Origin of the sequence: Leptolyngbya sp. FACHB-261, assembly GCF_014696065.1 — a bacterium.
Classification (GTDB): Bacteria; Cyanobacteriota; Cyanobacteriia; order FACHB-261; family FACHB-261; genus FACHB-261.
Map to the genome: position 1 here is coordinate 261,498 of NZ_JACJPL010000015.1, position 25,722 is coordinate 287,219.

The following is a 25,722-nucleotide window of genomic DNA, read 5'->3' on the forward strand; positions in this document are numbered from 1 at the left end:
TAATACCAATTGTCTAAATGAGAGCTAGAAATCAGAACCCCACCGCCTATGGCTCCTCCCCTTGGCAAGGGGAGGCTGGGAGGGGTCGATGTGTAGCAGTTAAAAAGGGAGTTGGTATAACTCCCTGATGCAGCATTAACTGGAATTCTTGCTCCCCCCAACCTTGGGGGGGCCGGGTGCCTTTCTCAGCCACGGCAGAAGTCTCTCCTCTCAATCCTGATCTTGGTTTTGCCTGTGCGTATATAACTGTTGCTTAAGCGAATGCAACTTTTCTGAAAGCGTTAGTTATTGTCACGTTCGCATCGGTTGCTTTTGGGCTCTGAACAGTTGCTTCTGCTTCTAGAGCAGTTGCTTACCGGGGCTGATCAGTTATGTTCACTCATCGATCAGTTACTTTTGTATGCGCGGTTCCAAGTTTTGCGGACAGATCAGTTACTTTTGCCAGCTCCTTAACCTCTGCCGCTGAGTAATGAAGGCACCTGCCCCCTATGATTCCAGCCCTACTTGCGCCCCCACTCACACCGCCTGCTCTGCTCATCGCCTCCGAGCGCAGCCCCCAAGTCCTATTTGGCCGCCTATTCAACCAATTGCAGCCACGTGTAGGTTTGGCGTCCGTTAGCCTGGCCACCGACAGAACAACCGATGATTTGGTCGCCTTTCCAGGCGCTGAGGGCTATGGAGCACTCGCCAAAGGCGGACGTGGCGGAAAAGTTATCGCTGTCACCAACCTCAACGACGCTGGCCCTGGCAGTTTACGGGCGGCAACCGAAGTTAGGGAACCCCGCATCATCGTCTTCCGGGTCGGCGGCACCATTACCCTCAAACGCGACATCGTCCTTCAGGATCCCTACGTCACCCTTGCCGGACAAACTGCCCCCGGCGATGGCATCACCCTACGCGGCGCCACCCTGCTGATCTCCACCCACGACGTCATCGTGCGTGGCTTGCGCGTACGCGTCGGTGATGACCCCAACGGCCCCGATCCAGGCGACCGCGATGCCATTGCCATCCGTGCTGAGCGCCGCAACCAGGTCTACAACGTGATCGTGGATCACTGCTCAGTCAGTTGGGCCATCGACGAGAACCTGAGCACCTGGGGTCCAGTACGTAACATCAGCTTCCAGTGGAATCTGATCGGCGAAGCCCTGAGCCAGAGCCTGCACCACAAAGGCCGCCACAGCATGGGCCTACTAGTCGGCGACCACGCCCAACAGATCTCGATCCACCACAACCTGTTCGCCCACAACGTCAGCCGCAACCCCTCCATGAAGGGTGGCACTGCAACTGAAGTGGTCAACAACGTCATTTACAACTGGGGCAACCAGGCCACCGATTACTACAGCGACCGCGACAGCCGCAGTGGGCCACTCTTCCTCAACGTGATTGGCAACTACTACAAAGCCGGTCCCAATAGTCGTTTTCGGGCCATCGGTAAAAGCGCCAGCGGCCCCCTCAAAGGCAGCAAGGTTTACTTACAAGGCAACATCGGCCCCAACCGCCCCGACGATTCAGGCGATCAATGGCTCATAGCAGGCAGGGCCAAATACCGCAGCGACCGCCCCGCCCTTGAGCCCTCCGGCATCCACACTGACCCTGCTAACACTGCCTATGAGCGCGTGCTCGCTAGCGCTGGAGCGATCACCGCCGGACGGGACAGTGTCGATCAGCGCCTTTTGCAATCGGTGCGCAACGGCACAGGCGGCATGATCGACTCACCCCGCGAAGTCGGCGGCTGGCCCAACCTCAGCAGCGGCACCGCCCCGCAAGACAGAGACCAAGACGGCATGCCCGACTCCTGGGAACAAGCCCAGGGCCTCAACCCCACCGACCCTGCCGATGCCGACAACCGGGCCAGCAGTGGCTACACCTGGGTCGAGGAATATCTCAACTCGCTGTTCGGTTCTGGTTCCCGTCCGCTGGAGGCAGCCGCCTTGCTAGTTTGCTTTAGCGGCAGCAGTCTAATTTCCCGTGCCCATCGCCACCGGTAATGAAGCGGTAGGGGCATGGCATTGCCGCCCACACAGCCCGCCCCCGCATGGAGAAGGGCCGGGGGCAGAGCTTTCCTACGCCTCTTCGCGCAGTTTATCCAGGACCGAGCGGTCTTCCAGGGTCGAGGTGTCACCGAGCAATTCCTGCCCAGAGGCTAGGTTGCGCAACAGGCGGCGCATGATTTTGCCGGAGCGGGTTTTGGGTAAAGAATCGGTGAACTGGATTTGGTCAGGACGAGCCAGGGCACCGATTTCTTTGACGACGTGCTTTTTCAGTTCTTCTTTCAGGGCATCACTGGCTTGGTGCACTCCTTCTAGGGTCACAAAGGCGAAGACCGCCTCACCGCGCAGTTCATCCGGTTTGCCCACCACTGCCGCCTCCGCTACTGCCGGGTGTGAGACCAGGGCCGACTCAATTTCCATCGTGCCCAGGCGGTGACCAGAGACGCTAATCACGTCATCGACGCGGCCCATCACCCAGTAATAGCCATCTTGGTCACGGCGAGCGCCATCCCCGGCAAAGTAGAGATTGCCCGGAATATGCTCCCAGTAGGTGCGGCGGAAGCGGTCGTGATCGCCGTAGACCGTGCGCATCATCCCCGGCCAGGGGTGCTTAATCACCAGATAGCCGCCTTCACCTGCCGGGACGGGATTACCCTCCAGGTTCACAACATCCGCGATGATGCCCGGAAAGGGCAGGGTGGCGGAACCTGGTTTGGTTGGAATCGCACCGGGCAGTGGCGTCAGCATATGGCCGCCAGTCTCGGTTTGCCACCAGGTATCGACAATTGGGCATTTGCCGCCGCCAATCACGCGGTGATACCACATCCAGGCCTCCGGGTTAATCGGTTCACCCACCGTACCCAGCAGGCGCAGACTGGAGAGATCGCGGGCCTGGGGCAGCTGTTCGCCCATCTTGATGAAGGCACGAATGGCAGTCGGTGCCGTGTAGAAGATATTGACGCCGTACTTCTCGATCACGTCCCAGAAGCAACCGGGATTGGAGGCGCGGGGCGCACCCTCATACATCAGTGAGGTCGCCCCATTGGATAGTGGGCCATAGACGATGTAGCTGTGGCCGGTGATCCAACCCACGTCAGCCGTGCACCAGTAGACATCGGTGTCCTTGAGGTCGAACACCCACTGGGTGGTCAAGTGGGCGTAGAGGTTGTAGCCGCCCGTAGTATGGACGACGCCTTTGGGTTTGCCGGTCGTGCCTGAGGTATAGAGGACAAACAGCAGATCTTCGCTGTCCATCGGCTCGGCGGGGCAATCGGCAGAAGCATCTTTTTGCAGTTCGTGCCACCAGTGGTCGCGGCCTGCGGTCATCTCGACTGGATGCGCCTCACCCACTCGCTGCACGACCAGCACGTTCTGGACACTGGGCACACCGCCACCTGCTAGGGCGCGATCGACCTGAGATTTCAGAGGCACAATGGCACCCTTGCGCCAGCCGCCATCAGCGGTGATCACGAGCTTGGCCTCAGCGTCGACTAGACGGTCTTTGAGCGACTCTGCACTAAAGCCGCCAAACACCACATTGTGGACAGCGCCGATCCGGGCACAGGCCAGCATGCCTATCGCCGCCTCGGGAATCATGGGCATGTAGATGCCAACGCGGTCGCCTTTCTGCACGCCCAACTGCTTGAGCACATTGGCGAACTGACAGACTTCTCGATGCAATTGTGCGTAGGTTAGGGTGCGCGAATCGCCGGGTTCGCCTTCCCAAATCAGCGCTGCTTTATTGCGTCGCCAGGTGGTGAGATGGCGGTCCAAGCAGTTGTAAGAAATATTAATTTTGCCGCCGACAAACCACTTGGCCACGGGCGGTTGCCAGTCTAGAACCGTGTGCCATTTCTCGAACCAATGCAGCTCTTGCTCGGCCATTTCTGCCCAGAACTTAGCTGGGTCAGCCGCCGCCCGGTCATAGAGGGCTTTATATTCGTCCAGGCTTTTAATCCGAGCGCTTTGGGCGAATTCTGGCGGCGGTGCAAACAGCCGTTCCTCATGGAGGATAGATTCGATAGCTGGCTGGCTCATGGTTCTGGCGTATTGGAGGCTACAGACCAGAATTGTGGCACACTCAAGCCGCTGCGCTAAAGCGGTTTGGGGCTAAGCAGAGCACTTGGGCAAAGCACTAGACAGAACACTGAGCAAAGCGGTAAGCGTTGCCCCTAAGTTGTAGCCTCAAAGCCCTTGTAGACTAAGTTCTGACTAAGTCAAGCCTTGGTCAAGCCCTAGCCACATTTAGAATCGTGATGCGGCGCAAGGCCCGGTGGATTGTGCCTTCCTGCTCCATTTGATTGAGCAAGCGGGTAACAGTTACGCGGGTCGAGCCGATTAAGTCAGCAATTTCTTGATGGGTGAGGGGCAAATCGATCAGTTTGCCGTTCTCAACTTCCCGGCCAAATTTACTGCTCAACCAAACCAGAAATTGCATCAACGAAGCTTCGACCGGGCGGCAACGGATAATGCTAAGCAACTCTTCTGACTGCTGGATCTGAGCGAGCAAGGTTGGCAGCACTTGGTACCAACTGTGAGATGGCAAAATGCTCAGTTCTACCGCAGTGAGGCACTCAATTTCATAGGGGTTCGCCTTGGAGAGAGGACGGCCTACAACATCACCCGGTCCCCACAACCCCAAGGTGAGAACTTCGCCCTCTTCATTCCAGGTGAAGGTGCGAATAATGCCGCTCTCAATCCGCCACAAATAATCCTGAAGCAGGGGCACCGACGCACGACGGACAAAGCTGCGACGGGTGAAATCGAGCCGAAAATCAGTGAACTTGACCGGAAAAGCTAGCGGTATTGTTCTTGCAGTCATGACCAACTATCTCCATCAGGATTGGGTTTGCCCCAGATTTGGATGTCCAGGTTCTGAAGGTAGGCGAGTCCTTGCTGAAGCTGCGGCGGCGTGCCGTGCAATTCCAGGTCAAACCAGCCTTCGGCTTGAGGGCAATCTTCTAACTTGGCCCCGGTAATATTCACGAGCAAGCGGTGCTCAGAAATCAGGCGGGAAATGACCGGTTCTTGACGATGCTCACTGGGAATTCGAATTTTGACGCGGATGCGAGTAGCTGTGCCTCTATTCAGGTTTGAGCTAGTTAGATTTGGGCCAGGCAAGTTTGGGCTCGGTAAGTTTGGGCTAGGCAAACGCCCTGCCCACTCACGGGCTGCTGAGTGATCACCAACCATCTTGTTCAGGATTCGATCCATGCCAAATCTCCACATCCAAATCGGACAGGTAAATCAGAGCGCTGCGAATGGCTTTAGCCGCACCCCGTAATTCCAGATCAAACCAACCGTCTTCATGAACACTAGCCCCTAATAGAGCTGCCGAAATATTGATGGTTAGGCCATAGCGAGAAACCAAATGTGAAATGACTGGTTCTTGGTGGTTACGGGGAATCCGAATGCGAATTCGGGTTTGAGTGAGACGTTGATCTTCAGCAGACGGATCAGGGGGTTCGTAATTATTTCGAGTCACCATCTGAAGCTCCTATGCGACTTGAAAGGTGCCCAGCAGAACCTTTAAAGGGATTGACGTAGAGATCTTTCTGGCTTTCAAGCCCCACTTCAAACTGGCAATCCGCACGCGGATAAGCCACACACAAAAGCACATAACCGAGTGCAACCTGAGCAGGTTTGAGCGCTACTGCCTGAGGCTGTGCGACCTCACCCACAATCAAGCGAGCGGCACAGGTCACACAGGCCCCATAACGACAGCCTACGGGCAAGCGCAAGCCTACAGCTTCAGCACCATCCAGAATGAATTGATCTTCAGCAACGGTGATTACTTGCTGGCTGCGATTGAGCAATTCAATCTGGTAGGTTTTCATCGCTGGCTGCTCCTACTGGATTGGACGGGTTGAGTTGATTGTCTTGGTCTGGTTTTCTTGGTCTGGGCTGTCTTGATCTAGCTAGACCCAAATATCCGAGGTGACATCACCGCCGGGATAGCGCATTTCGTGAGCACGGGCCGGTCCATGTGGTTCTTTGCCAAAATCAACGTAGAAGTTCTCGTTGATTTGCAAACCGCCTTGCTCGGTATCGCAATCGATCTGCAATAGATAAGAACCCGTCTCGGTCATATCGGGATAGAACTGATTGTCCCAAGTGCTAAACAACGAGCTAGTGACATAGAGGCGTTTGCCATCCAAACTCAGTTGCAGCATTTGCGGGCCACCCACTAGTTTGTGCCCTTTGACTTCACCACCCTTGCCCAACAAACCGCCGCACCAAACTTGACCGACTAGCTTGGGATTAGCTGGATCGCTGATGTCGTACTGACGAATATCGCCATGCAACCAGTTAGAGAAATAGAGATAGCGATCGTCCAGCGAAATCAGCAGGTCGGTAATTAAAGAGGGCACTGGAAAAGGCCAACCTTCCAATTCAACGGACGGCACATCGACTGCTTTACTGACCTTCCATTGCCCATCAGTCTTTTGCCAATGCCAGATATTACTACTGAGCGCAGCACCAACATAGCCGTGAGTGCTATCGGGGTTGTGATGGAAGCGCACTTCGAGAGGAATTAAGCCCTCTTCACCCAGGTCAACACTCTGCGTAATTTCGTGTTTGGCCCAATCCCAAAAATGCAATTGCCGACCGTAGTTGCCAGCGCTGACATCTTCTAAATTGAAGCCGGGATAGTAAGTTTTGGGTGCGCCCCATTCGCTGCTGACCATCACATTATGGCGGGGCTGATACCAGAAGTCGTAATTGAAGCGCATGGCATCTGCCTGGTGTTCCCAACGCCCAGCGATATCAAAGTTTTCATCCAGCAGCAAAAAGCCGCCGGGGGCATTACCCTGACTATCCCCCAACATCGAAATCATGATTTGACCATCGGCCAGACAATGCACCGTATGGGGAGCGGTCAGGTCAGTTTTGGCTTTGATTTCTTCAGGCTCAATCACCTTATGCACTTTGGGTGCGTGGGCATCAGCCGTATCGATAATATAAATGCGGCTGGAGCGCTGACCGGGCACCACCATAAAGCGACGAGCGCGGCTGGCATCGTTGTGGCAAGAACTACAGGCATTCCAACCAAAGTGATGCAGTTCATCACCCAGATAGGGCATCTCCGTGCGGTAGATGACCTGGGAGTAAGTGGGTGAGGCTGGATCGACATCGACGGTGGCCAGATAGTCGGGAGCCTCAACCCTAGTGCCGGTGTAGAGGGCGATGGTGTAGAGCAGTTTCTCTCGCTCGGCCTGCATGGCTGCTTCTGGCGAGGCATAGCCGGGGCCACAGCAAGCATGGGCATTAGAGTGAGGGGTTTGATCAGACATGGTTCTACACCTCTTGTTGAATGGCGCGAGATTAAGACTTACCAGTCATCAGCAGCACCAGAATCGAACCACAACTGCAATTTCAGTTGCTTCAGATAGCTCAAACCCGACTGGATTTGCTGAGGCTGGCCCCATAACTCTAGATCAAACCAACCATCGTCCCGAGCCTCTGGGCCTAGCAGCGCCCCAGCAATATTGACTGTCAGGCTGTATTGCGAAACCAGTCTGGAAATGACTGGTTCCTCACGAAAGGTTTTGGGAATACGCACGCGCACCCGAGTGTGGGCCAAAGCCTGATCGATTACAGGCGAACGAGTAGCAGATGAATGGGTAGCAGGCGTCGCGCTGTCTGTAGGGCTTGTATGGTCCGGGTTGGTATAGCCTGGGTTGATATTGCCTAAGTGGGTAGAGTTTACATCGGCTTGCGGTTGCTTAGGCTTCACTAATTTGCTTTCCAGAATGTCCTTCAGGGTCAAGCCATAGACATCCAGATTGAGCGATTGCAAGTAGTCAATGCCCGCTGCCGTTTGCTCAGCTGTGCCCTGCAGTTCCAAATCAAACCAGCCTTCATCACGGGCATTCGCCCCTAGCAAAGCAGCGGTAATATTAACCACTAGATTATGCCGGGAAGCAAGTTGCGAAATAACGGGATCCTGATAGTAATTTCGAGGAATCCGCACCCGAACTCGCGTTTGAATAATTGAATCAGTGGCGTCTGAATGGTTAGATTCAGGGGTTTGAGCTTGAGCTTGAACTTTGCTGCTTTGAACAGCCATCTTGAACTTCTCCTATGTAGCGTTGATTCAGCTTTTATTCGGCATCACGAATGCGAGTTTTGCGCTCTAGAATTTCCTTGAGCACCAGGGTCACGAGCGCTAGAGCTGCCAGCAGAACCGCTGCTGAAAAAGCGGCCTGAGTTTGGTACTGTTTGTAAGCTTCTTCAACAAATAGCGGCAGGGTTTGGGTCTTGCGAGCAATGTTGCCCGAGACAACCGTAACCGCACCAAATTCACCCATTGCTCTAGCATTCGTGAGAATCACGCCGTAGAGCAAACCCCAACGAATATTGGGTAACGTGACTCGCCAGAAAATTTGCCAATCACTCGCGCCCAAGGTTTTGGCAGCTTCTTCTTGATCCGAGCCTGCTTCTTCTAAAACAGGCAAAACCTCACGGGCAACAAAGGGCATGGTCACAAAAGCAGTGGCTAAGACCATACCGGGCAGGGCAAAAATGATCCTGATGTCTTCGGCCTGCAAAAAGGGGCCAAACCAACCGTTGCGCCCGTAGAGCAAGACAATCATCAGACCAGCAACTACCGGCGACACCGCAAACGGCACATCCAAAATGCTGATCACGAAAGCACGACCTGGAAACCGATGTCGAGCAATCGCCCAAGCTGCACACAAACCAAACACTGTATTCAGGGGCACCACAATCAGGGCAATGAGCACTGTGAGCTGGATGGCATGCACGAAGTTAGGTTCGGTCAGGTTGGCGATAAAAGCACCGAAGCCGTTCTTAAAGGCTTCGTAAAAAACATTGACTGCTGGGATAAATAGCACCACGCCTAAGTAAGCCAGAGCCACGCCGATCAGCGTAAATTTGACCCAAGCCCGCTCTTGATCCGGTGCGTCTTGCTGGGAGACGCCAAAGGAATGACCCGCAGGCTGTTCTAATTTAGTCGGCATAACGTTGTCCCCAAGCTTGTAGCAAGTTGATCGCCAGCAAGATCAACAGCGAAACAACCAACAAAACGGTGCCAATAACCGTTGCACCAGAGTAGTCGAATTGTTCAAGTCTCTGCACAATCAGTACCGGTGCAATTAAGTCCTTAAACGGAATACCTGAAGAAACAATAATTACAGACCCATATTCACCCACTGCCCGCGAAAATCCCAAGGCCACACCAGTCAGAATTGCGGGCATTAGAGGCGGCAAAATCACTTGCCAAAAGGTTTGCCAACGCGAAGCTCCCAAGCACCAAGCCGCTTCTTCAATCTCTTTTTCCATCTCTTGCAGCACGGGTTGCAGCGTGCGTACCACGAAGGGCAGTGAAATGAAAACCATCGCCATCCCAACCCCTAAGCGGGTGAAGGCGATCTTGATACCCAGTGGCGCAAATAGGGAGCCGATCCAACCGTTGTCACTATAAACCGAAGCTAAAACTAAGCCTGCAACTGAGGTTGGTAACGCAAAAGGCAAATCAATTGCAGCATCGATAATCCGCTTGAACGGAAAGTCGTAGCGGACCAGAACCCAGGCGATTAAAACGCCGAATACACCATTGAACAGGGCGGCAATGAATGAGGTCACAAAGGTGACATCGTAAGCGGACAGCGCAACGGGACTGGTGGCAATCTTCCAGAAGTTAGCAGGACTTTCGGTAGCAGCCTTAGCAAACAGCGCCGCCGTTGGCAGCAGCAACATGATGCTGAGATAGCCAATGGTGATGCGCCAGGGCCAGGAAATTTTGGAAATCGTGCCTAAGGTGCTCTTCCAGCCAGGGGGTGAAGATTTGCGCAGAGATGATACGGCCATAGGGGAGAGTGAAGAGAATGGCTGGGTTCAACCGTTAACGGGATTGGGGTAGCACCGGGGCTTCAAGACCCCGGTGCCATGACTGATGTGGCTAGCCAGCTAGAGATGCTGACTCAAGTTGCCCTACTTGCTGGCTTGGATTTGGTCGAACTCGGAACCGTCATCGAAGAACTTGGTCTGAATTTGATCCCAGCCACCCATATCTTGAGCGGTGAACAGCTTGGTGATTTTTGGATACTGGTCAGCCACTTCTGAACCTACCGCTGGGTCAACCGGACGGAAGCCAACTTTGGCAAATTCACGCTGTGCTTCTGGCGTAAAGAGGAACTGAACAAAGGCTTCAGCCACTTCTCGAGTGCCGTGCTTATCAACATTCTTGTCAACCACAGCTACAGGGTTGTCAATGGAGATGTTGACATCCGTGGGCACGACATAGGGTTGGTTCTCACCATTTTGCTTGGCAAGGATGGCCTCGTTCTCGTAGTTGATCAGAACGTCGCCCTGGCCTTGCTTCACGAAGACGTCAGTGGCTTCACGGGCATCCTTGGGCAGCACTGGCACGTTCTTAAAGACTTTGGTGGTGAACTCCTTAGCCTTCGCCTCATCACCGCCAGTCTGGGTGACCGAGCCCCATAGCGCTAGGAAGTTCCAACGGGCACCGCCAGAAGTCTTAGGGTTGGCAGTAATCACACTGACGCCATCTTTAGCCAAGTCTGCCCAAGTGTTAACGGCTTTCGGGTTACCCTCACGCGTGATCAGCGCCGCTACAGACTTGTGCACAATCGAACCGTTAGGGGCTTCCTTCTCCCAGCCGGGCTGGATCAGCTCTGCTTTCTCAATTTTCTTGGTGTCCAGCGCCAGCGCCAAAGCCACGACATCAGCTTCCAAGCCGTCGATCACCGCCCGGGCTTGAGAGCCAGATCCACCATAACTTTGATTAAAAGTGACATTCTGACCTTTTTCCTGCTGCCACTTAGCCGTGAATTGCGGGATGATCTTCTCATAGGCAGCTCGGGTCACTGCGTAGGAAACCAACGTCAACTCGACGTCTTTTTGAGCAGCAGGGCTGGCGCCATCTGCAGGGCTGGCTGCGGAGTTGCTGGCATTACCCCCGGTGCAGGCTGCCATTGACACACTCAAGCTGACCCCAACCAGAAACAGCGCCACCAAACTCTTGAGTGACCTATTTCTGCGTATACTTTGTCCAATTTGTTGCCACCAACCCATGTCACGCGCTCCTTAAATCCCCGATTATCCGCCCGGAATACCGGATTTATGTCTGACTGTAAATGTTACAAAGGGATTGCCAAAAAGGCAAATGAAATTTTTTATCAGATTTGCCCTGACCCTGAATGCAGTAGCAACACCTGCCTGAGGAATGAGGGTCAAGCTGGACTAAAGCCTGAGTTTGCATTCAGCGCGAATGGGTCGCAGGGCAGAATAACGCTTGGATGAGAAGTCTGTAAAATTAGGTTAAGTAATGTTCAGGTCTTGCCGTCAGACCTTTACGCTCTTCTCTTAAACCTCCCGAGTTTGTAACCCATGCGGTTTACTGCCTCTCAGCCTGTGTCCCTGGTCGTTCCCGCCTTGCCAGGGGCTGCCCCTACTTTGGTTCGGCACTATCTGCGTCAACCACGACGCCTAGTCAGTGCGTTGGTTGACCCTAGTCGCCTGGAGACATTGGGCCCAGATCTATTTCGCTTAAAGATGCGGCCCCTGAACTTTTTGCACTTAGCAATCCAGCCGACTGTGGACCTGAAGGTGTGGGCGGAGGCAGATGGCACCGTACGGCTCCGCTCGGTTGGTAGCCAAATTCGAGGCATGGAGTATTTCAACCAACGTTTTGCGCTGGATCTGGTGGGGGTGCTGCAACCCTTGGAGGTTGCAGGGCAAACTCGGTTGGTGGGCGAAGCCAATCTAGAAGTACGGGTCGAGTTGCCGCCAGCGCTTTGGCTGACTCCGACTCCCTTGCTGGAAGCCACTGGCACCGGTCTACTTAAGAGCGTATTGATGACGATCAAGCAGCGCTTAGCCGGACAACTCCTAGAGGACTATAGCCGTTGGGTGCAGTCTGATGCCCCTAACCGCAGTGCCCCTCACTTGGATCCGTCTTCGCTGCCAGCCAATGGTTGAAGCAGATCGAGCTGACAAGGCTTAAAGCTGCGGCGATGCAACGGAGTTAAGCCCTGGCGGGCAATGGCAGCTCGATGCTTACGCGTGCCATAGCCTTTGTTGGCTGCTAGATCATAGCCAGGGTATTCCAGTGCCAATTGGGTTAACAGTTGGTCGCGCCAAACTTTGGCCACAATACTAGCTGCGGCAATCATCGGAGAGTCGCGATCGCCTTTGATGATGGTAGTTTGTGGCATCGGCAGCTCAGGCACTCGTTGATTGCCGTCGATCAAGCAATGGGCTGGCTGCGGTTCGAGCTGGGCAATTGCCCGCGCCATCGCTAATAGTGACGCCTGTAGGATATTGATCCGGTCAATTTCTACTACTGAGGCACTGCCTACCGCCCAAGTGAGCGCGACAAACCGGATCTGCTGATCCAGCCGTTCTCGATCCAAGGCTGTCAGTTTCTTGCTGTCAGTGAGCCCTGCTTTCAACAGTAGGGGCAAACTGGCATCAGGCAGGATGACTGCCGCCGCTACGACGGGACCGAATAGACAGCCCCGTCCAACCTCATCAACCCCCGCGACTAAGGGGGACAAGTTTAGCCTCGCGCAGAAGAGCGACGGCGACGACGGCGGGGAGGACCACCCGCAGCATCAACGTCATCAGCACTGTCCTCAGCAACGCTGGTATCAGTGCTGAATGCCAGCTCTGAGCTTTGCACCTCCTCGGTAGTTGTCTCGTCCCCTGGAGTTAGATCGCTAGCCGCACTTACTGGCACTCCACTCTGCACAGGACTTGCCTGCACAGGGCTTAGAGGACTCGGAGCAGCAATTGGTTCAGTCTCAGCTTCTTCACCTATAGGGGCTGAAATGTTAGAGGCTGGAATACTAGGTTGGGCGATCGGCTCGGGCTCCGACCTTGTAGTGACAGGGGGAACCAGAGGGCGAGGCGGTTCTCCAGGTAGGGCAACTGTCACAACTGCCGTGCGGGGGTTTTTGAGACCTGGAGGCGCTAAAACCACAGGCGAGATGCCCATGAGTGCGTAGAGGTCTTGCTCCTCTTCGGTCATCTCCACAGTGATTTGCTCAGGCGGCTCGGGTCGAGGCCGAGGGTCTTCCCGCCGCGCTTCGACTGGCTCAGGCTCGCGAGGCCGATCAATCCTTAGAGGTTCTGGTCTTGAAGTAGGAGTATCTGTTCGCGGTGGCTCGGGACGCTCCTCGACACCGCTGGGTGGCTCAGAACGTCCATTCTGCAAACTGGGAATGCTAGGCGGCAGGCCATTCTCGCGGCTGCCATTCTCGCGAAAACCGTCACGACGACGACGACGACGACGGTTGCCATTAGCACCACGATCTGGATAGCCAGGCCCCCCACCCAGGTCCAGCTCTCGATCGTCGTTCTCCGACAGATCAAAATCTTCAGTTGGCTCAACCTGAGCCGGCTGGGTACGCGGTGGATTTTCTTGGGTAATCGGTCGGAAGTCACGGAACTCGCGATTCTCCCGAGGTTCGCGCTCGCGCGGCTCCCGTTCTCGGAAGGTGGGACGGGGAGAGGAGGAAACCATGCGCTCTAGGCTCTCACCCTCACCGTTAAGGTCGCCCGGCAAATGCACCATGTAGCCTAAGCCAGCACAGGTATTACAAGGCCGACCAAACAATTCGTAAATACTCTGGCCCTGCCGTTTCCGGGTCAGCTCAATCAGACCCAGCTCAGTCAGTTGAGCAATTTGCGGGCGAGACTTGTCAGCCTTGAGGGCTTTACTAAAGTGCTCCAGCACCTGCAACTGATCACGCCGCGCGTCCATGTCGATGAAATCGACGATAATCACGCCAGCGATATTGCGTAAGCGCAACTGACGAGCAATTTCAGTAGCGGCTTCACAATTGGTCCACAGCACCGTCTCGCGGGAGGTCGCCGAGCGAGTAAAGGAGCCTGAGTTGACATCAATGACTGTGAGCGCCTCAGTCGGCTCAATGATGATGTAGCCACCCGAAGGCAAATCAACCCGAGGGCGCAGTGCCTCACGAATTGCTGCATTGACCCGGAAATATTCCAGAATCGGAGCGCGGTCACGGTGGTGATCGATGAAGACCCCAGTCGGCGGCTTACCAGCACTCCAGTTGGTTAAATACTGTTTAACTCGCTTCAACCCAGTGCTGGAATCAACCACAATGCGGTTGACATCGGCGCTGTAAACATCGCGCAACACCCGTTGAATGAAATCGTCATCCCGATTCAACAAGGCCGGAGCACGAGTAGTTGTGGCCTCCTGCTGAATCGTTTCCCAAGACTTCATCAGCGTATCGAGGTCTTCCATGATGGCCTCTTCGGTCATCTCCTCAGCCTCGGTGCGCACTAGCAGACCCATGCCTGCCGGTTTAATCAAAATTGCTAAAGCTCTCAATCGATTGCGCTCGTTCTCGCTACGAATGCGCCGAGAGAGGTTTACACCTCGACCAAAGGGCATCAAGACTAGATAGCGACCCGGCAGTGTGATGTTGCCCGTCAGGCGAGGGCCTTTGTTGCCGGTCGGCTCCTTCATGATCTGCACCAGCACCTTCTGCTGGGGAGCCACTAGTTCAGTAATCGAAGCGGCTATTCGCTTGAGGCGCAGAGGACCCAAATCGGACACGTGGATGAAGCCATTGCGCTCCGAATCACCAATATTGACAAAGGCCGCGTCGATGCTGGGCAAAACATTCTCGACCACGCCCAGATACACATCGCCAACTTGATGCGAACCCTTGGCAACGATCAGCTCCTGGATTTGGTCTTCTGAGAAGACGGCAGCCGTTCGGTGTTGCTCCGCAATGATAATTTGCTTGGACATTCAATTTCCTCAAAAGTGAGAAGCACAGAGCACCTAGGTCTGCTGCTCTGGAAAACGTGAAATTGCCATCGGAATGAGTGATGTAAAAAGCACCAAACCCCAGGCTAAGCTAATGGTCTGACAAGCGACGAGAAGATCCCTAAACTGCTAAAATCCCGGCACACGCGTCGGGTCAGGGTCATAAAAGTCAAATTGGGAGAAGGCTCTGGCAGAAGTCACCCGTATCGCACTTTGAGCTTGCGGACGGCTATCCGCAAACAGTCTGGGGATCTGCATCCGCCAACTCACACTGTGGCGACTCAGGCAGCTTCCTATAGTTCAGCATTATAACGTGTGAACGCAAGCTAGCCAGACACAGCTAGTGTTGCATTGCTTAACAGGTTGATAGCCGCCTGGTACTGCGGATCCTGAGCCGTTGCAATCTGGTCGCGCTTCAAACTGGGAGCCTCAACGACGACATCTGGGGTAATGCCTAGCTTATTGATGTCGTGATGGCTGGGAGTCTGATATTTGGCAACAGTAACTGCCAATCCAGAGCCATCACTCAGGTCAAACAAGGACTGAATCAAACCTTTGCCAAAGGTCTGGGTGCCGACCAGCTTGGCCCGTCCGTTGTCTTGCAGAGCAGCGGCGAGAATTTCGCTAGCACTGGCTGTACCGCCATTGACCAGGACAACTAACGGTTCCTGGGCCAGGGCAGAACCTCGGGCCTCCAGGCTATCTTGGACGCCTTCCCGATTGACTGTGTAAACGATAGCGCCTTGATCTAGCCAAAGCCGAGCAATCTCGACTCCCGCTTGCAACAGACCGCCAGGGTTGCCTCGCAGGTCAAGGATGTAGCGCGTGGCACCCTGGCTTTTGAGGGTTTGAACAGCTTGTGCCATCTCAGACACCGCATTGCCATTGAATTGACTGAGCCGAATGTAACCAATGGCGCTCTGGTCGGGCACTTGGCGCAGTTCGGCGTGAACTGGGTTGAGTTCAATCCGGTCGCGAACCAGGAGCACCTCAAAGCTAGACTGACCCTCGCGGCCCACCGTGAGCCGGACCTGACTGCCAATGGTCCCCCGCATCCGCTCTGCAGCCTCATCAAGAGCCATGTCTGTGGTCGGAACGCCATCAATCGCCAGAATTTTGTCTAGTGGCCGCAATTCGGCTCGATCGGCGGGTGAACCTTCAATCGGCGAAATCACGGTAAGCGCACCAGTTTCAGGCTCCAAGGCGATCTGAAGTCCGACACCAGTCAGCTCCCCACGAGTGCTAGTGCGCAGGCTGAGGTACTGCTCTGGACGTAGGAAACGCGTGAACGGGTCACCTAGAGGTTCCAACATTGACTCGATCGCACTGTAGGTCGCTTTGCGGTCTTTGAGCCCACCTCGTAAGGCTTTCTGACGCAGGGATGACCAGTTCTGGCCATTGAAGCTGGCATCCACATAGGTGCGATTAACAATTCTCCAAACTTCGTTCAGCAGTTGCTGATCTTCGTTCAGCGTGACGCGGGCGGCAACTGGTAGGCTCCAGAACCCTTGAATCAGTAGGAGGAGAACTATACCCCAAAGCCACCGTTTCAGCCATCCTGTAACCGATAACCAGTTGTGCATTGCTACGCAGTCAAGAATTTTCAAAGAAGCGGAATAGAGGCTCAAAAGCAAGAGGGAAGCGGTCGAGTAGACTGGAATTGAGCGAGGCATCCAGGGAAGGAAATCCCCGTGGTGCCTATGTTACATTTTTCATGAAGAGCAATTCATAATCCAGGATCACTAGCTCTATGGCCAAAGTTTACGACTGGTTCGAGGAAAGGCTCGAAATCCAGGCGCTAGCGGAAGACGTCACTAGCAAGTATGTTCCTCCCCACGTCAATATTTTCTATTGCCTCGGTGGTATTACACTGACCTGCTTCCTGATCCAGTTTGCCACCGGCTTTGCAATGACCTTCTACTACAAGCCCACTGTGGCTGAAGCCTTCACCTCGGTGCAGTCTTTGATGACCGAAGTGAACTACGGCTGGCTAATCCGCTCCGTCCACCGCTGGTCCGCCAGCATGATGGTGCTGATGATGATCCTGCACACCTTCCGGGTTTACCTAACCGGCGGTTTCAAAAAGCCCCGCGAACTCACCTGGGTAACGGGTGTGATCCTGGCAGTTCTCACCGTATCCTTTGGTGTGACTGGCTACTCCCTCCCTTGGGACCAGGTGGGATACTGGGCCGTTAAAATCGTCTCTGGCGTGCCTGAGGCCATCCCTGTAGTCGGTGTTCTCATCTCCGACCTGCTGCGCGGCGGTTCTAGCGTAGGTCAAGCAACGTTGACTCGCTACTACAGCGCACACACCTTTGTCTTGCCCTGGCTGATTGCAGTGTTCATGCTGCTGCACTTCCTGATGATCCGTAAGCAAGGCATCTCTGGTCCCTTGTAATCTCTAAACTTGAAAAAGGAGAACACCCGAGCACTATGGCAAAAGTTGAAAAGAAGCCGGACCTGAGCGACCCGATTCTACGCGCCAAGCTTGCCAAGGGCATGGGCCACAACTACTACGGTGAGCCTGCCTGGCCCAATGACTTGCTCTACATCTTCCCGGTGGTGATGCTAGGAGCGCTTGCCTGCATCGTTGGCCTCTCGGTCCTCGACCCTGCAATGATCGGTGAGCCCGCTGATCCCTTCGCTACCCCTCTCGAAATTCTGCCGGAATGGTATCTCTACCCGGTGTTCCAGATCCTACGCACGGTGCCCAACAAGCTGCTGGGAGTTGTGCTCATGGGTTCTGTACCTCTGGGTCTGATCCTGGTGCCCTTCATCGAGAACGTCAACAAGTTCCAGAACCCTCTACGTCGGCCTGTAGCAACCACAATGTTTCTGATCGGAACGCTGGTTACGCTGTGGCTGGGTGTGGGTGCGACCTTCCCCATCGACAAGTCTCTGACCCTGGGCTTGTTCTAAAGCTCCCGGTCCGAAACTTGCCTCATTTCTGACGCTCGGTTTAAGAAACCGGGCGTCAGTCTCGTTTATTTGAGATCTTCGCTAGGCTTAAATAGTTTTCTGTCGCCAGGACCACTACTGTGCAATTGACGTCTAAAGCGCCTGAGAAAGCTACGCTGCCGAGCACACCAGAGACGCTAACCCTGGAGGTTAGTGGCATGAAATGTGCAGGCTGTGTTCGTGCCGTAGAGCAACACCTGAGCGCCAATACAGGCGTGCTTAGTGCCAACGTCAACCTGGCAACAGAGCTGGCGACCGTAACGCACAAGGCTGGAGCCGTTCAACCGCAGCAACTGCTGGAGTCCCTTGAAGAACTAGGCTTTACAGGACGCCTGCGTTCCTGGAGTGAGCAGGCCAATGCGCCTGCTAGCGTAACGCTTGTTGAGTCTCCCGGCGAGGGACCTGCGATTGGCATTGCCGCCGCGCTGGTTTTGCTAGCCGGTCTAGGTCACCTGGGCAAGATGGGTCTGCCCGACGTGCCTCTGCTCAGCAATATGTGGGTGCATTGGCTATTGGCGACGCTAGCCCTAGTTGGACCGGGACGTGAGATTTTCATCAACGGGGCTCGCAGCCTGTGGCACAACGCCCCGAACATGAACACCCTGGTGGCTTTGGGTACAGGCTCTGCTTATTGGGCGAGCACCGTTGCCTTGCTATTTCCCCGGCTCGATTGGGAGTGCTTCTTTGAGGAGCCCGTGATGCTGCTGGGCTTTATCTTACTGGGACGCACCTTGGAAGCACGGGCCCGAGGGAAAGCCTCAGCCGCAATCAAGGCTCTGCTCAACCTACAACCGCCAACAGCGCAGGTTTTGAGCTCGGCATCGGGCGCGGACCCACAGGAACGCCCCATAGAACAGGTGAGCCCTGGTGACTACTTGCGGGTATTGCCAGGCGAGAAGATTCCAGTGGATGGCCTAGTCATTGCTGGTGAGTCTACGGTTGATGAGTCTATGCTGACCGGCGAGCCCTTACCTGTCACCAAACGGGACGGCGACACAGTCACAGGCGCATCGCTCAATCAAACGGGTATGTTGACGCTCCAGGCTACCCGTACGGGTCAAGATACGACTTTGGCCCAGATTGTGGCTTTAGTGGAGCAAGCCCAGAGCAGCAAGTCTAAGGCGCAGCAACTAGCCGACCAGGTGGCGGGCTATTTCACCTACGGAGTTATGGCGCTGGCAACCTTGACCTTTAGCTTCTGGTTCTTGCTGGGTAGTCGTATTTGGCCACCGATGGGGGCTATGGCTACTCTGCCTGCCCATGCGATGCACGATCACCTCATGCAGAGCGTGGCGACAACATCGCCTCTATTGTTCAGCCTCAAGATCGCTATTGCCATCCTCTCGATCGCCTGCCCTTGCGCTTTAGGCCTGGCAACCCCTACAGCGATCATTGTCGGTATGGGCATTGGCGCTGAGCGTGGCATCTTGATTCGGGGCAGTGAGGCTTTAGAGCGTATTCACCGTCTGACTACCGTCGTTTTCGATAAGACCGGAACGCTGACTCAGGGGCAAGCCGTAGTCACCGATGTGTTGGGCCAGGACAATGAGCAGACTATCTTGCGTTGGGCAGCAGCGGTTGAGCAGGGAACGACTCATCCTCTAGCCCGAGCGATTGTGCGCTACGCCGCTCAGCAGCAGATTGAGCTGCCCACGGTTGAGCAATTTCAGGTAGCGCCAGGGGGCGTACAAGCTCTAGTGGAAGGCCAAAGCGTGTCTCTAGGCAATTTGGCTTGGCTAGAACAGCATCAAATCTGTGTGGGCCAGGCTTGGCAGGAACAAGCTACTACACTGGCTCAAGCTGGCAAAACCCCGATTTATCTAGCGGTGGCAGGTCAGTTTCTGGGGTTAATCGCGGTCTTTGACTCCTTGAAGCCAGAAGCAAAAGCGGTGGTTGAGCAGTTGCAGTGCTCCGGCTTGCAGGTTCGGATCTTGACTGGCGACCGGCTAGAAACAGCCCTAGCTATCGCTCAACAATTAGGGATTTCGCCGTCGCAGGTCAACGCTGAAGTTCGTCCAGCTGACAAAGCTGAAGTCATTCGGGAACTGCAACAGCAAGGTGAGCGCGTCGCGATGGTCGGTGATGGCATCAACGACGCCCCAGCCTTGGCACAAGCCGATGCGGGTATCGCCCTGGGTTCTGGCACGGATGTAGCCGTGGAAACAGGCCAGATTGTCCTGATGCGTGACGATCTGCGTGACGTGATTCGAGCTCTGCATCTGAGCCAAGCCACCTTCGACAAAATCCGTGCCAACCTGTTCTGGGCCTTTGGCTACAACCTGCTCAGCATTCCGGTCGCGGCGGGCGTGCTCTACCCGGCTTTTGGTGTGCTGCTCAGTCCCTCCGTGGCTGGTCTGTTGATGGCCTTCAGCTCAGTCAGTGTGGTTACGAGCTCACTGCTGCTGCGCCGGACGCAGCTGGATGGCATTTGAAGGGACGCAGGGACAGCGGAGTTAGCCCTAGACAGCTCTAGCCTTGCTCAGAGTCGGGCCTGGGCGGCCGCTCAGCATCCAACAGGTTTTTCTTGGAAAGCTTTAGGCCCTTCCATAGCGCCTGAATTTGGGTGTAGGCATCCTCTGCTGAGAGCTTGCCCCCAGTTTCTAGAGCGCAGATCAGACTGACCCTTTGGGCGAATTCCTGAAGGTTGGCGTTGAAGGCGAGTTGCTCTGGAGTAAATTCGCCATAGTAGCGACTACGAGGCGTTATGAAGCGGTCCTTATCGGAGTTGGTCACAGTCAAACTTTCGCACCTCTACCTCTAATAAATAAATCGTTCCCCGTAGCTAGCAAGCAATGGTTAGCGATACAAACTCAATTAACTCACTGAGTTGGGTGATTCGTTGAGTTGGCAGGGAAGGTTGGAAGCTGGGAGCTTATTGACTGGAAAGCACCAACTCAAGAGCAGGATAGTTTAAGGAGTAGGCAGTCTAAGGTTGTTGCTTGGACCTAGCCTCTTAAGTAGGGGGTTCATAGCAGATTAAGAGGCATCACGATTAGGTGACTATGCTTGGCCTTGGCGATAAGCAACGGTTACCTACAACACAATTGCAAGGCCAAACATTTGAAAGCTAAACAAGCTAAAGTAGTCCCTCAAAAAATTTCAGAGGGACTAAGCACAGATAAATTTGGCCAAGACAGTCTTGGCAGCAGGGGCCATTGGAAAACTGGTTAAGCAGTCACTCCAGCAGGAGCGCTATTGCGACCAGCAGACTCCTTAGAACGGAATATCATCCAGATCAGGTTCGATTGGAGGTGGAGGCGCCACCTTAGTACGCCGGACCGCAGCGGGTTGCGCCTTAGGAGCTGGAGTTTCCAGCTCAGGCGCTGGAGTGTAACCTGGAGTGCTGCGGGAGGCCGGAGCCCGATTGGTCTCGGTGCGTGTAGAAGGTGTAGGTGTGCTAGCGCTGCTATTTAGGACCTCACCCTGGCCGCCAAGGGCAAAGATGCGTTGCGCGGTGAGTTCAGCCCGCTTCTCCTTGAAGCCCTCGCGCTCGACCGTGTTCATGCCCAGCCGTCCTTCGATCAAGAGCCGGTCGCCCTTGTGATACTTCTCCACAACTTCCTGAGCCAAATTGCCCCAGCCCACAACACGCACCCGTGAGACTGGGTCATCCGGACGCAAGCCAGCAAACTCCACACTGAAAGTCGCAATGGGAGTTTGATTGTCAGGGGTATAGCGTAGTTCCGGATCGCTCAGGACTTCCGCCAGCAATACACAGTGGTTCATCGGGTAACGTCCTCTCCCAAGCAAGTCACCATCAGTTTAGCTATGAGTCTCAGCTACAGATCGAGTCAGTCAATCTCTCGGCTCCACCTAACTGGAGTGAGTGAGTAGCTGAGTAGTACACATGATCTATTTTAGCTATTTGGAACTGGAATCGGCGAGATCAGAAACTCACAGCTGACATCTACAAGAAAATGTCCTGCCAGGGCAGTGCGGCCCAGAATCATCCGATGGCTCATAGCACTGCGATCACTGAGGGTGAGGGGCATGACAATACATTCTCCGCCCAGACAGAGGAGCGTTTCGATCACGCGGCGCTTCTGCCGAACCCCACCTGTATTTTTGACCCAAGTGTAGCGGCTCACCCAGGCCCGAGCGATTAGCGTAGGGGCATCATGGCTGGCTAGGGGCACAGTGAGCTCAATGTATTCACGGCCTCCGACATCGTGGTCGAGTACGGTTACGGCGGAGACATGGAGCGATGAAGATTGAGCCCCTGTGTCAATTTTGGCTTTGAGCTGATAGATCCCTAATTCCGGTAGATCAACATACTCCCGCCAGCCCAAGGTTTTCATGGCTCAAATCCCAGGTAGCCACGTGGGGTGATCAGCCAGTCGCCATAGAAGCGGGTCGTGCGGTTACCGATTAACACCAGGGTCAGCATGTCTACCGCCTCTAAACTTAGGTCTTTCAGAGTGGTGCGGGTAATTTGTTCTGAATCCCGATAGGCCGAGCGCACCAAAGCAACAGGGGTAGTCGGCTCTCGGTGCTGCAAAAAAATTTGTTGAGCAGCGGCTAGAGGTTCAAGGCGTGAGCGTGAGCGAGGATTGTAGAGGGCAGTAACAAAATCTGCCTGAGCCGCGGCCTCTAGACGCCGACGAATAGCCTCCCAAGGCGTGAGCAGATCGCTCAAGCTGATGGCACAGAAGTCTTGCATCAGGGGAGCACCCAACCGGGAGGCAGCTGACTGTAGAGCGCTGATGCCGGGAATAACTTCAACGGCAGGAGTTTTGCCATCCCAGCCTTGGGCGCGTAATTCTTCTAGCACTAACCCCGCCATGCCGTAGATGCCGCAGTCGCCAGAAGATACCACGGCAACACTCAAGCCCCACTGGGCAAGCTCAATCGCTCGTTCGGCCCGCGCTCGCTCTTGCGTGATGGGTAGAGCTTCAATGATTTGCCCCGGACGCAGCAGGGGCCGAATCAGTTCGATGTAGAGGCTGTAGCCAATCACAGCATCGGCCCGGACTAGGGCTGCTCGTGCCGCAGGCGTTACTTGCTCAAGGCTGCCCGGTCCAGTTCCGACTAATAGCAGCTCACCTGTACGACCGGTATATTCCTGGTGAGCCAAGGCAACGGCAACGGTTGCAGCTCCTGGCAGCCCTGCCTGGCGAATGACCTGTTTGGGCACGAGTAGAGTTCCGGCAGCTGCTAGTAAAGCTGCGGCCTCGGCAACACTCGGAGTGCCAACGGCAGCGGTTACGACCTCAGATGGGTTAGGCACGGCCACCTGGCTCAGTGCTTCGGCACTAAAGCAGCGTAGGGGCCAGCCCCGCTCGACACAAAGGGCTTGCAGTCCCATCTCATCGGCTTTAAGGTCCAGTGTTGCCACTCCCGCTACAGCCTGCGCGGCTAGCTGATGCGCGGTCAAGACTTGCTCGATGCCTTGCTCGATCACCTGTTGTGGGGTGCCGCGCTCACAACCAACTCCTAGCCAAAGCACGCGGGGATGCCACGCCGCCGCATGGTCTGATGGTTCGAACGCAGGCAACCGGTGGGTAATCCAAAGTTGAGCCTCCGTTTGGGTCCCATCCCAGACCAGCGAGTGCTCGGCTGGCAAAGCGGTACGCCAAAGTTGAGAGCCTGACTCCTGATGCACTGCTACGGGTTGGTGCCGGGCCAGTGCCGTGCTAACTGCCGACCAATCCGAGGTCGCGCCTCGTTGCCAACCCATCGGTTCGCCCAGAATGTCTAGACCCACCCGTCCAGCAGCATCGGAAGCGCCAGTCAAAACTGGCTGCGCTCCCAACCGCGCTGCGACCAACCGCGCCAGTTGATCGGCCCCACCCCGGTGGCCTCCACAGAGGCTGATCACAAATCGCCCTGCCTCATCCACCACAACGACTGCTGGATCACGGGTTTTATCTTGCAACAGGGGTGCAACTAATCGGACCACAGCTCCCGTTGCCAAGCAGAAGATCAGGGCTTGTTGACTCGGCCAGAGCGTTTGCAAATGAGCACTTAAAGCGCCGCTATAGGTGCGACAACCTGGAACTGTGGCCAGGGTATCAGGCTGCCAAAGCGTGACATCCGGTAGCAGTTGCTGGAGCAGGTGCAGACCCGCTGGGGTCACGGCAAACGCCGCTCTATCAGAAGGCAGAGAAATCAACGAGGTGGGTGTTTCAGTTCAAGGGTCGCACTAGTATAATGCCTGTTTCTCTGGTGTACTTGGGTGTTCTTGCGCATGGGAACGGTGCGCGCAGTCTACCTGCAGCTCACAGCTCTACTGCTGGTCATTGCTCTGCCTGTCTCGGCCCAGAGCCGTGATATTCAGCAACGTGCAGTTAATCTGGATGGGCGCGAGGTATTTGAGGTCAGTGCCTCCACTGATAACTTGCAGCAACGCGTCGAGAATATTGAAGAGAGCCTCAGCCAGGTGGTTGAGCAAGGCATTGAGCCCAACAAGCTCAACGTGACCCAGGCTACGGATCCAGACAGCGGTTTACCGGTGGTTCGAGTCAATGGTCAGTACCTGCTGACCGTTACGACCCTGGATGCCGAAAGTGAAGGCACCAGTCTGACTGCTCGTGCTAATCAAATCACTGACCGAGTTGAAACTGCACTCCGGCAGGCCTATCAGGAGCGGCAACCGCAGGTCTTGGTACAACGGGCGATTATCGCGGCTGGTCTGACGCTGCTAGCCTTGTTCAGCAGCTATATGCTGGAGCGATTGCGCAGGCGCGTTCAGGATAAGTTGAACCGCTGTGACGCGCAGATGCAGGAGACCAAGTCGCAACTTTACCCACTTGCCACTTCCCCAGTTTCCATTCGCGACGTTAATGAACCGGTCTCAGCCGATCGACAGCTCAGTCTCCAACTCAACTCCCAGGCTGGCTCTCAGGCAGATATTAATGTTGATGCGGTTGTTGCTCAAACGACTCTGCTGCAACATCGCCGCCGTCAACACTTAGTTCTGGACCTGACCTATTGGGCAATCCGTCTCGCCCAAGCCAGCGTTTGGTTGACTTGGTTACTGCTCACCACAGGTTTATTTCCTCAGACACGGACGGTACAACGGTTAGCTCTGGAAATTGCCCGAGGTCCAGCTATCCGTCTACTTGGCATCGGCATTGGTACTTACCTAAGCATGCGGGTCACCAGCACCATCACTGACCGAGCCTTTGATGCCATTCGCGAAGGTCGGCTGTTTGCCCCAGAGTCGTCTGCACGCCTGATCTTGCGTGTGAATACCTTTTCCAGTGCTGTCAAAGGCGTGCTCGCAGTTGTCGTTTCCGCCGTGGGCATCCTAGTTGCGCTCTCAACCTTAGGGGTTAATGTTGGACCGATTTTGGCTGGTGCTGGCATCTTAGGGGTTGCCGTCTCTTTGGGCTCGCAGAGCTTGATCAAGGACTACATCAACGGCTTTTTCATCTTGGTCGAAGACCAATATGGAGTCGGCGATGTGATTGCGGTAAATAGCATTAGTGGCTTAGTCGAAAACATGAACCTGCGCATTACACAGGTGCGCAACAGCGAGGGAACCTTGATTACGGTTCCAAATGGTGAAATTAAAGTTGTCGAGAACCTCTCTAACGGCTGGTCGCGAGTGGACTTGAGCATCCAAGTCGCCTACGGATCCGATGTCGATCAGGTGCTTGCTCTGATTAAGAACTTGGGCCAACAGATGTGGCAAGAGCAGCCCTGGTCACATCAGATTCTGGAAGAGCCTAGCGTCTTGGGGGTCGACGGTTTTGGCGACGATAGCATCACGATTCGGGTCTGGATTAAAACCATACCGCTCAAGCAGTGGGAGGTCGCTCGCGAGTTTCGTCGTCGCCTGAAGAACGCTTTTGAGGCGGAAGGCGTTAGCATTCCCTATCCTCGCCGCTCTCTATGGATTCGCAATCTACCGAGTGAGTTCTCGCTAGATGGCTCGCTGGATGGGGGCGGTCAGCATCAGCCTGAACGGTCCAATTCCCAATGGAAGACTTAAAGCAAATGAAAGACCTAAGGCGCTAGGCTGAAGATGGCCTT

24 protein-coding genes are annotated in these 25,722 nt (G+C 55.1%); 6 read left to right on the top strand and 18 right to left on the bottom strand.

What is annotated here, in order from left to right; genetic code table 11:
• The first annotated feature begins 488 nt into the window (after positions 1-488).
• Entirely contained in the window at positions 489-1,988 is a 1,500-nt protein-coding gene (locus H6F94_RS07410) for a pectate lyase family protein (protein ID WP_190801574.1), read from the top strand.
• A 75-nt stretch (positions 1,989-2,063) separates the two neighbouring features.
• On the opposite strand, the gene acs is transcribed toward H6F94_RS07410, so the two are convergent.
• The 10 genes from acs to H6F94_RS07460 all read right to left on the bottom strand — a co-directional run bounded on the left by acs (position 2,064) and on the right by H6F94_RS07460 (position 11,051).
• Positions 2,064-4,028 (bottom strand): acetate--CoA ligase, encoded by a 1,965-nt coding sequence (gene acs, locus H6F94_RS07415; RefSeq protein ID WP_190801575.1) that lies wholly within the window; start codon positions 4,026-4,028, stop codon positions 2,064-2,066.
• A gap of 190 nt (positions 4,029-4,218) precedes the next feature.
• Positions 4,219-4,812: a Crp/Fnr family transcriptional regulator gene (locus H6F94_RS07420; RefSeq protein ID WP_190801576.1), complete on the bottom strand. Its 594-nt coding sequence runs from the start codon at positions 4,810-4,812 to the stop codon at positions 4,219-4,221.
• Positions 4,809-5,204: an NIL domain-containing protein gene (locus H6F94_RS07425; RefSeq protein ID WP_242041040.1), complete on the bottom strand. Its 396-nt coding sequence runs from the start codon at positions 5,202-5,204 to the stop codon at positions 4,809-4,811. Before H6F94_RS07425 ends, H6F94_RS07420 begins: the two co-directional genes overlap by 4 nt.
• Complete coding sequence (locus tag H6F94_RS07430) at positions 5,173-5,478, bottom strand: NIL domain-containing protein (protein ID WP_190801577.1); 306 nt, start codon at positions 5,476-5,478, stop codon at positions 5,173-5,175. Before H6F94_RS07430 ends, H6F94_RS07425 begins: the two co-directional genes overlap by 32 nt.
• Positions 5,462-5,827 (bottom strand): 2Fe-2S iron-sulfur cluster-binding protein, encoded by a 366-nt coding sequence (locus tag H6F94_RS07435; protein WP_190801578.1) that lies wholly within the window; start codon positions 5,825-5,827, stop codon positions 5,462-5,464. The genes H6F94_RS07430 and H6F94_RS07435 overlap by 17 nt, the downstream gene beginning before the upstream one ends.
• An 81-nt stretch (positions 5,828-5,908) precedes the next feature.
• A complete protein-coding gene (locus H6F94_RS07440) occupies positions 5,909-7,285 on the bottom strand; it encodes a selenium-binding family protein (RefSeq protein ID WP_190801579.1) in 1,377 nt (458 codons plus the stop codon).
• Positions 7,286-7,323: 38 nt separating this feature from the next.
• Positions 7,324-8,061: an NIL domain-containing protein gene (locus H6F94_RS32175; protein WP_190801580.1), complete on the bottom strand. Its 738-nt coding sequence runs from the start codon at positions 8,059-8,061 to the stop codon at positions 7,324-7,326.
• 34 nt (positions 8,062-8,095) lie between these two features.
• Positions 8,096-8,974, bottom strand: a complete 879-nt coding sequence (cysW, locus tag H6F94_RS07450; RefSeq protein ID WP_190801581.1) for a sulfate ABC transporter permease subunit CysW — start codon at positions 8,972-8,974, stop codon at positions 8,096-8,098.
• Positions 8,964-9,824, bottom strand: coding sequence for a sulfate ABC transporter permease subunit CysT (gene cysT, locus H6F94_RS07455; RefSeq protein WP_190801582.1), 861 nt, complete (start codon positions 9,822-9,824; stop codon positions 8,964-8,966). Before cysT ends, cysW begins: the two co-directional genes overlap by 11 nt.
• 123 nt (positions 9,825-9,947) lie before the next feature.
• Positions 9,948-11,051 (bottom strand): sulfate ABC transporter substrate-binding protein, encoded by a 1,104-nt coding sequence (locus H6F94_RS07460; RefSeq protein ID WP_190801583.1) that lies wholly within the window; start codon positions 11,049-11,051, stop codon positions 9,948-9,950.
• A 315-nt stretch (positions 11,052-11,366) separates the two neighbouring features.
• Here H6F94_RS07460 and H6F94_RS07465 point away from each other — a divergent pair, with 315 nt between their 5' ends.
• On the top strand, positions 11,367-11,957 hold the full coding sequence (locus tag H6F94_RS07465) for a DUF1997 domain-containing protein (protein ID WP_190801584.1): 591 nt from the start codon (positions 11,367-11,369) through the stop codon (positions 11,955-11,957).
• Here H6F94_RS07465 and H6F94_RS07470 read toward each other — a convergent pair.
• The 4 genes from H6F94_RS07470 to H6F94_RS07480 all read right to left on the bottom strand — a co-directional run bounded on the left by H6F94_RS07470 (position 11,921) and on the right by H6F94_RS07480 (position 16,370).
• Positions 11,921-12,535, bottom strand: a complete 615-nt coding sequence (locus H6F94_RS07470; RefSeq protein WP_190801585.1) for a ribonuclease HII — start codon at positions 12,533-12,535, stop codon at positions 11,921-11,923. The two genes, H6F94_RS07465 and H6F94_RS07470, sit on opposite strands and share 37 nt — an antisense overlap.
• A 2-nt stretch (positions 12,536-12,537) precedes the next feature.
• Positions 12,538-14,769: a ribonuclease E gene (rne, locus tag H6F94_RS07475; RefSeq protein ID WP_190801586.1), complete on the bottom strand. Its 2,232-nt coding sequence runs from the start codon at positions 14,767-14,769 to the stop codon at positions 12,538-12,540.
• Positions 14,770-14,916: 147 nt separating this feature from the next.
• Positions 14,917-15,045, bottom strand: a complete 129-nt coding sequence (locus H6F94_RS32870; protein WP_277878016.1) for a hypothetical protein — start codon at positions 15,043-15,045, stop codon at positions 14,917-14,919.
• Positions 15,046-15,113: 68 nt separating this feature from the next.
• Positions 15,114-16,370, bottom strand: coding sequence for a S41 family peptidase (locus H6F94_RS07480; RefSeq protein WP_190801587.1), 1,257 nt, complete (start codon positions 16,368-16,370; stop codon positions 15,114-15,116).
• Positions 16,371-16,537: 167 nt separating this feature from the next.
• Between H6F94_RS07480 and petB the strand changes: the two genes are divergently transcribed.
• The 3 genes from petB (at position 16,538) to H6F94_RS07495 (ending at position 20,177) form a co-directional block, all read left to right on the top strand.
• Positions 16,538-17,185 carry a cytochrome b6 gene (petB, locus tag H6F94_RS07485; protein WP_190801588.1) on the top strand — a complete coding sequence of 216 codons (648 nt, stop codon included), beginning with the start codon at positions 16,538-16,540 and terminating at the stop codon, positions 17,183-17,185.
• 35 nt (positions 17,186-17,220) lie between these two features.
• On the top strand, positions 17,221-17,706 hold the full coding sequence (gene petD / locus H6F94_RS07490; RefSeq protein WP_190801589.1) for a cytochrome b6-f complex subunit IV: 486 nt from the start codon (positions 17,221-17,223) through the stop codon (positions 17,704-17,706).
• Positions 17,707-17,825: 119 nt separating this feature from the next.
• Complete coding sequence (locus H6F94_RS07495) at positions 17,826-20,177, top strand: heavy metal translocating P-type ATPase (RefSeq protein WP_190801590.1); 2,352 nt, start codon at positions 17,826-17,828, stop codon at positions 20,175-20,177.
• 37 nt (positions 20,178-20,214) lie between these two features.
• Here H6F94_RS07495 and H6F94_RS07500 read toward each other — a convergent pair whose 3' ends face one another.
• From H6F94_RS07500 to cobJ, 4 genes are all read right to left on the bottom strand, one after another.
• The gene (locus H6F94_RS07500; RefSeq protein WP_190801813.1) at positions 20,215-20,478 is read right to left on the bottom strand and encodes a DUF7219 family protein; all 264 of its coding nucleotides are present in this window, start codon (positions 20,476-20,478) and stop codon (positions 20,215-20,217) included.
• A 480-nt stretch (positions 20,479-20,958) separates the two neighbouring features.
• Positions 20,959-21,471: a single-stranded DNA-binding protein gene (locus H6F94_RS07505; protein ID WP_190801591.1), complete on the bottom strand. Its 513-nt coding sequence runs from the start codon at positions 21,469-21,471 to the stop codon at positions 20,959-20,961.
• A gap of 131 nt (positions 21,472-21,602) precedes the next feature.
• Positions 21,603-22,043, bottom strand: coding sequence for an ATP-dependent zinc protease family protein (locus tag H6F94_RS07510; RefSeq protein ID WP_190801592.1), 441 nt, complete (start codon positions 22,041-22,043; stop codon positions 21,603-21,605).
• Entirely contained in the window at positions 22,040-23,821 is a 1,782-nt protein-coding gene (gene cobJ, locus H6F94_RS07515) for a precorrin-3B C(17)-methyltransferase (RefSeq protein ID WP_313949242.1), read from the bottom strand. Before cobJ ends, H6F94_RS07510 begins: the two co-directional genes overlap by 4 nt.
• A gap of 111 nt (positions 23,822-23,932) precedes the next feature.
• Here cobJ and H6F94_RS07520 point away from each other — a divergent pair, with 111 nt between their 5' ends.
• Positions 23,933-25,681, top strand: a complete 1,749-nt coding sequence (locus H6F94_RS07520) for a mechanosensitive ion channel family protein (protein ID WP_190801594.1) — start codon at positions 23,933-23,935, stop codon at positions 25,679-25,681.
• The last annotated feature ends 41 nt before the right edge of the window (positions 25,682-25,722 follow it).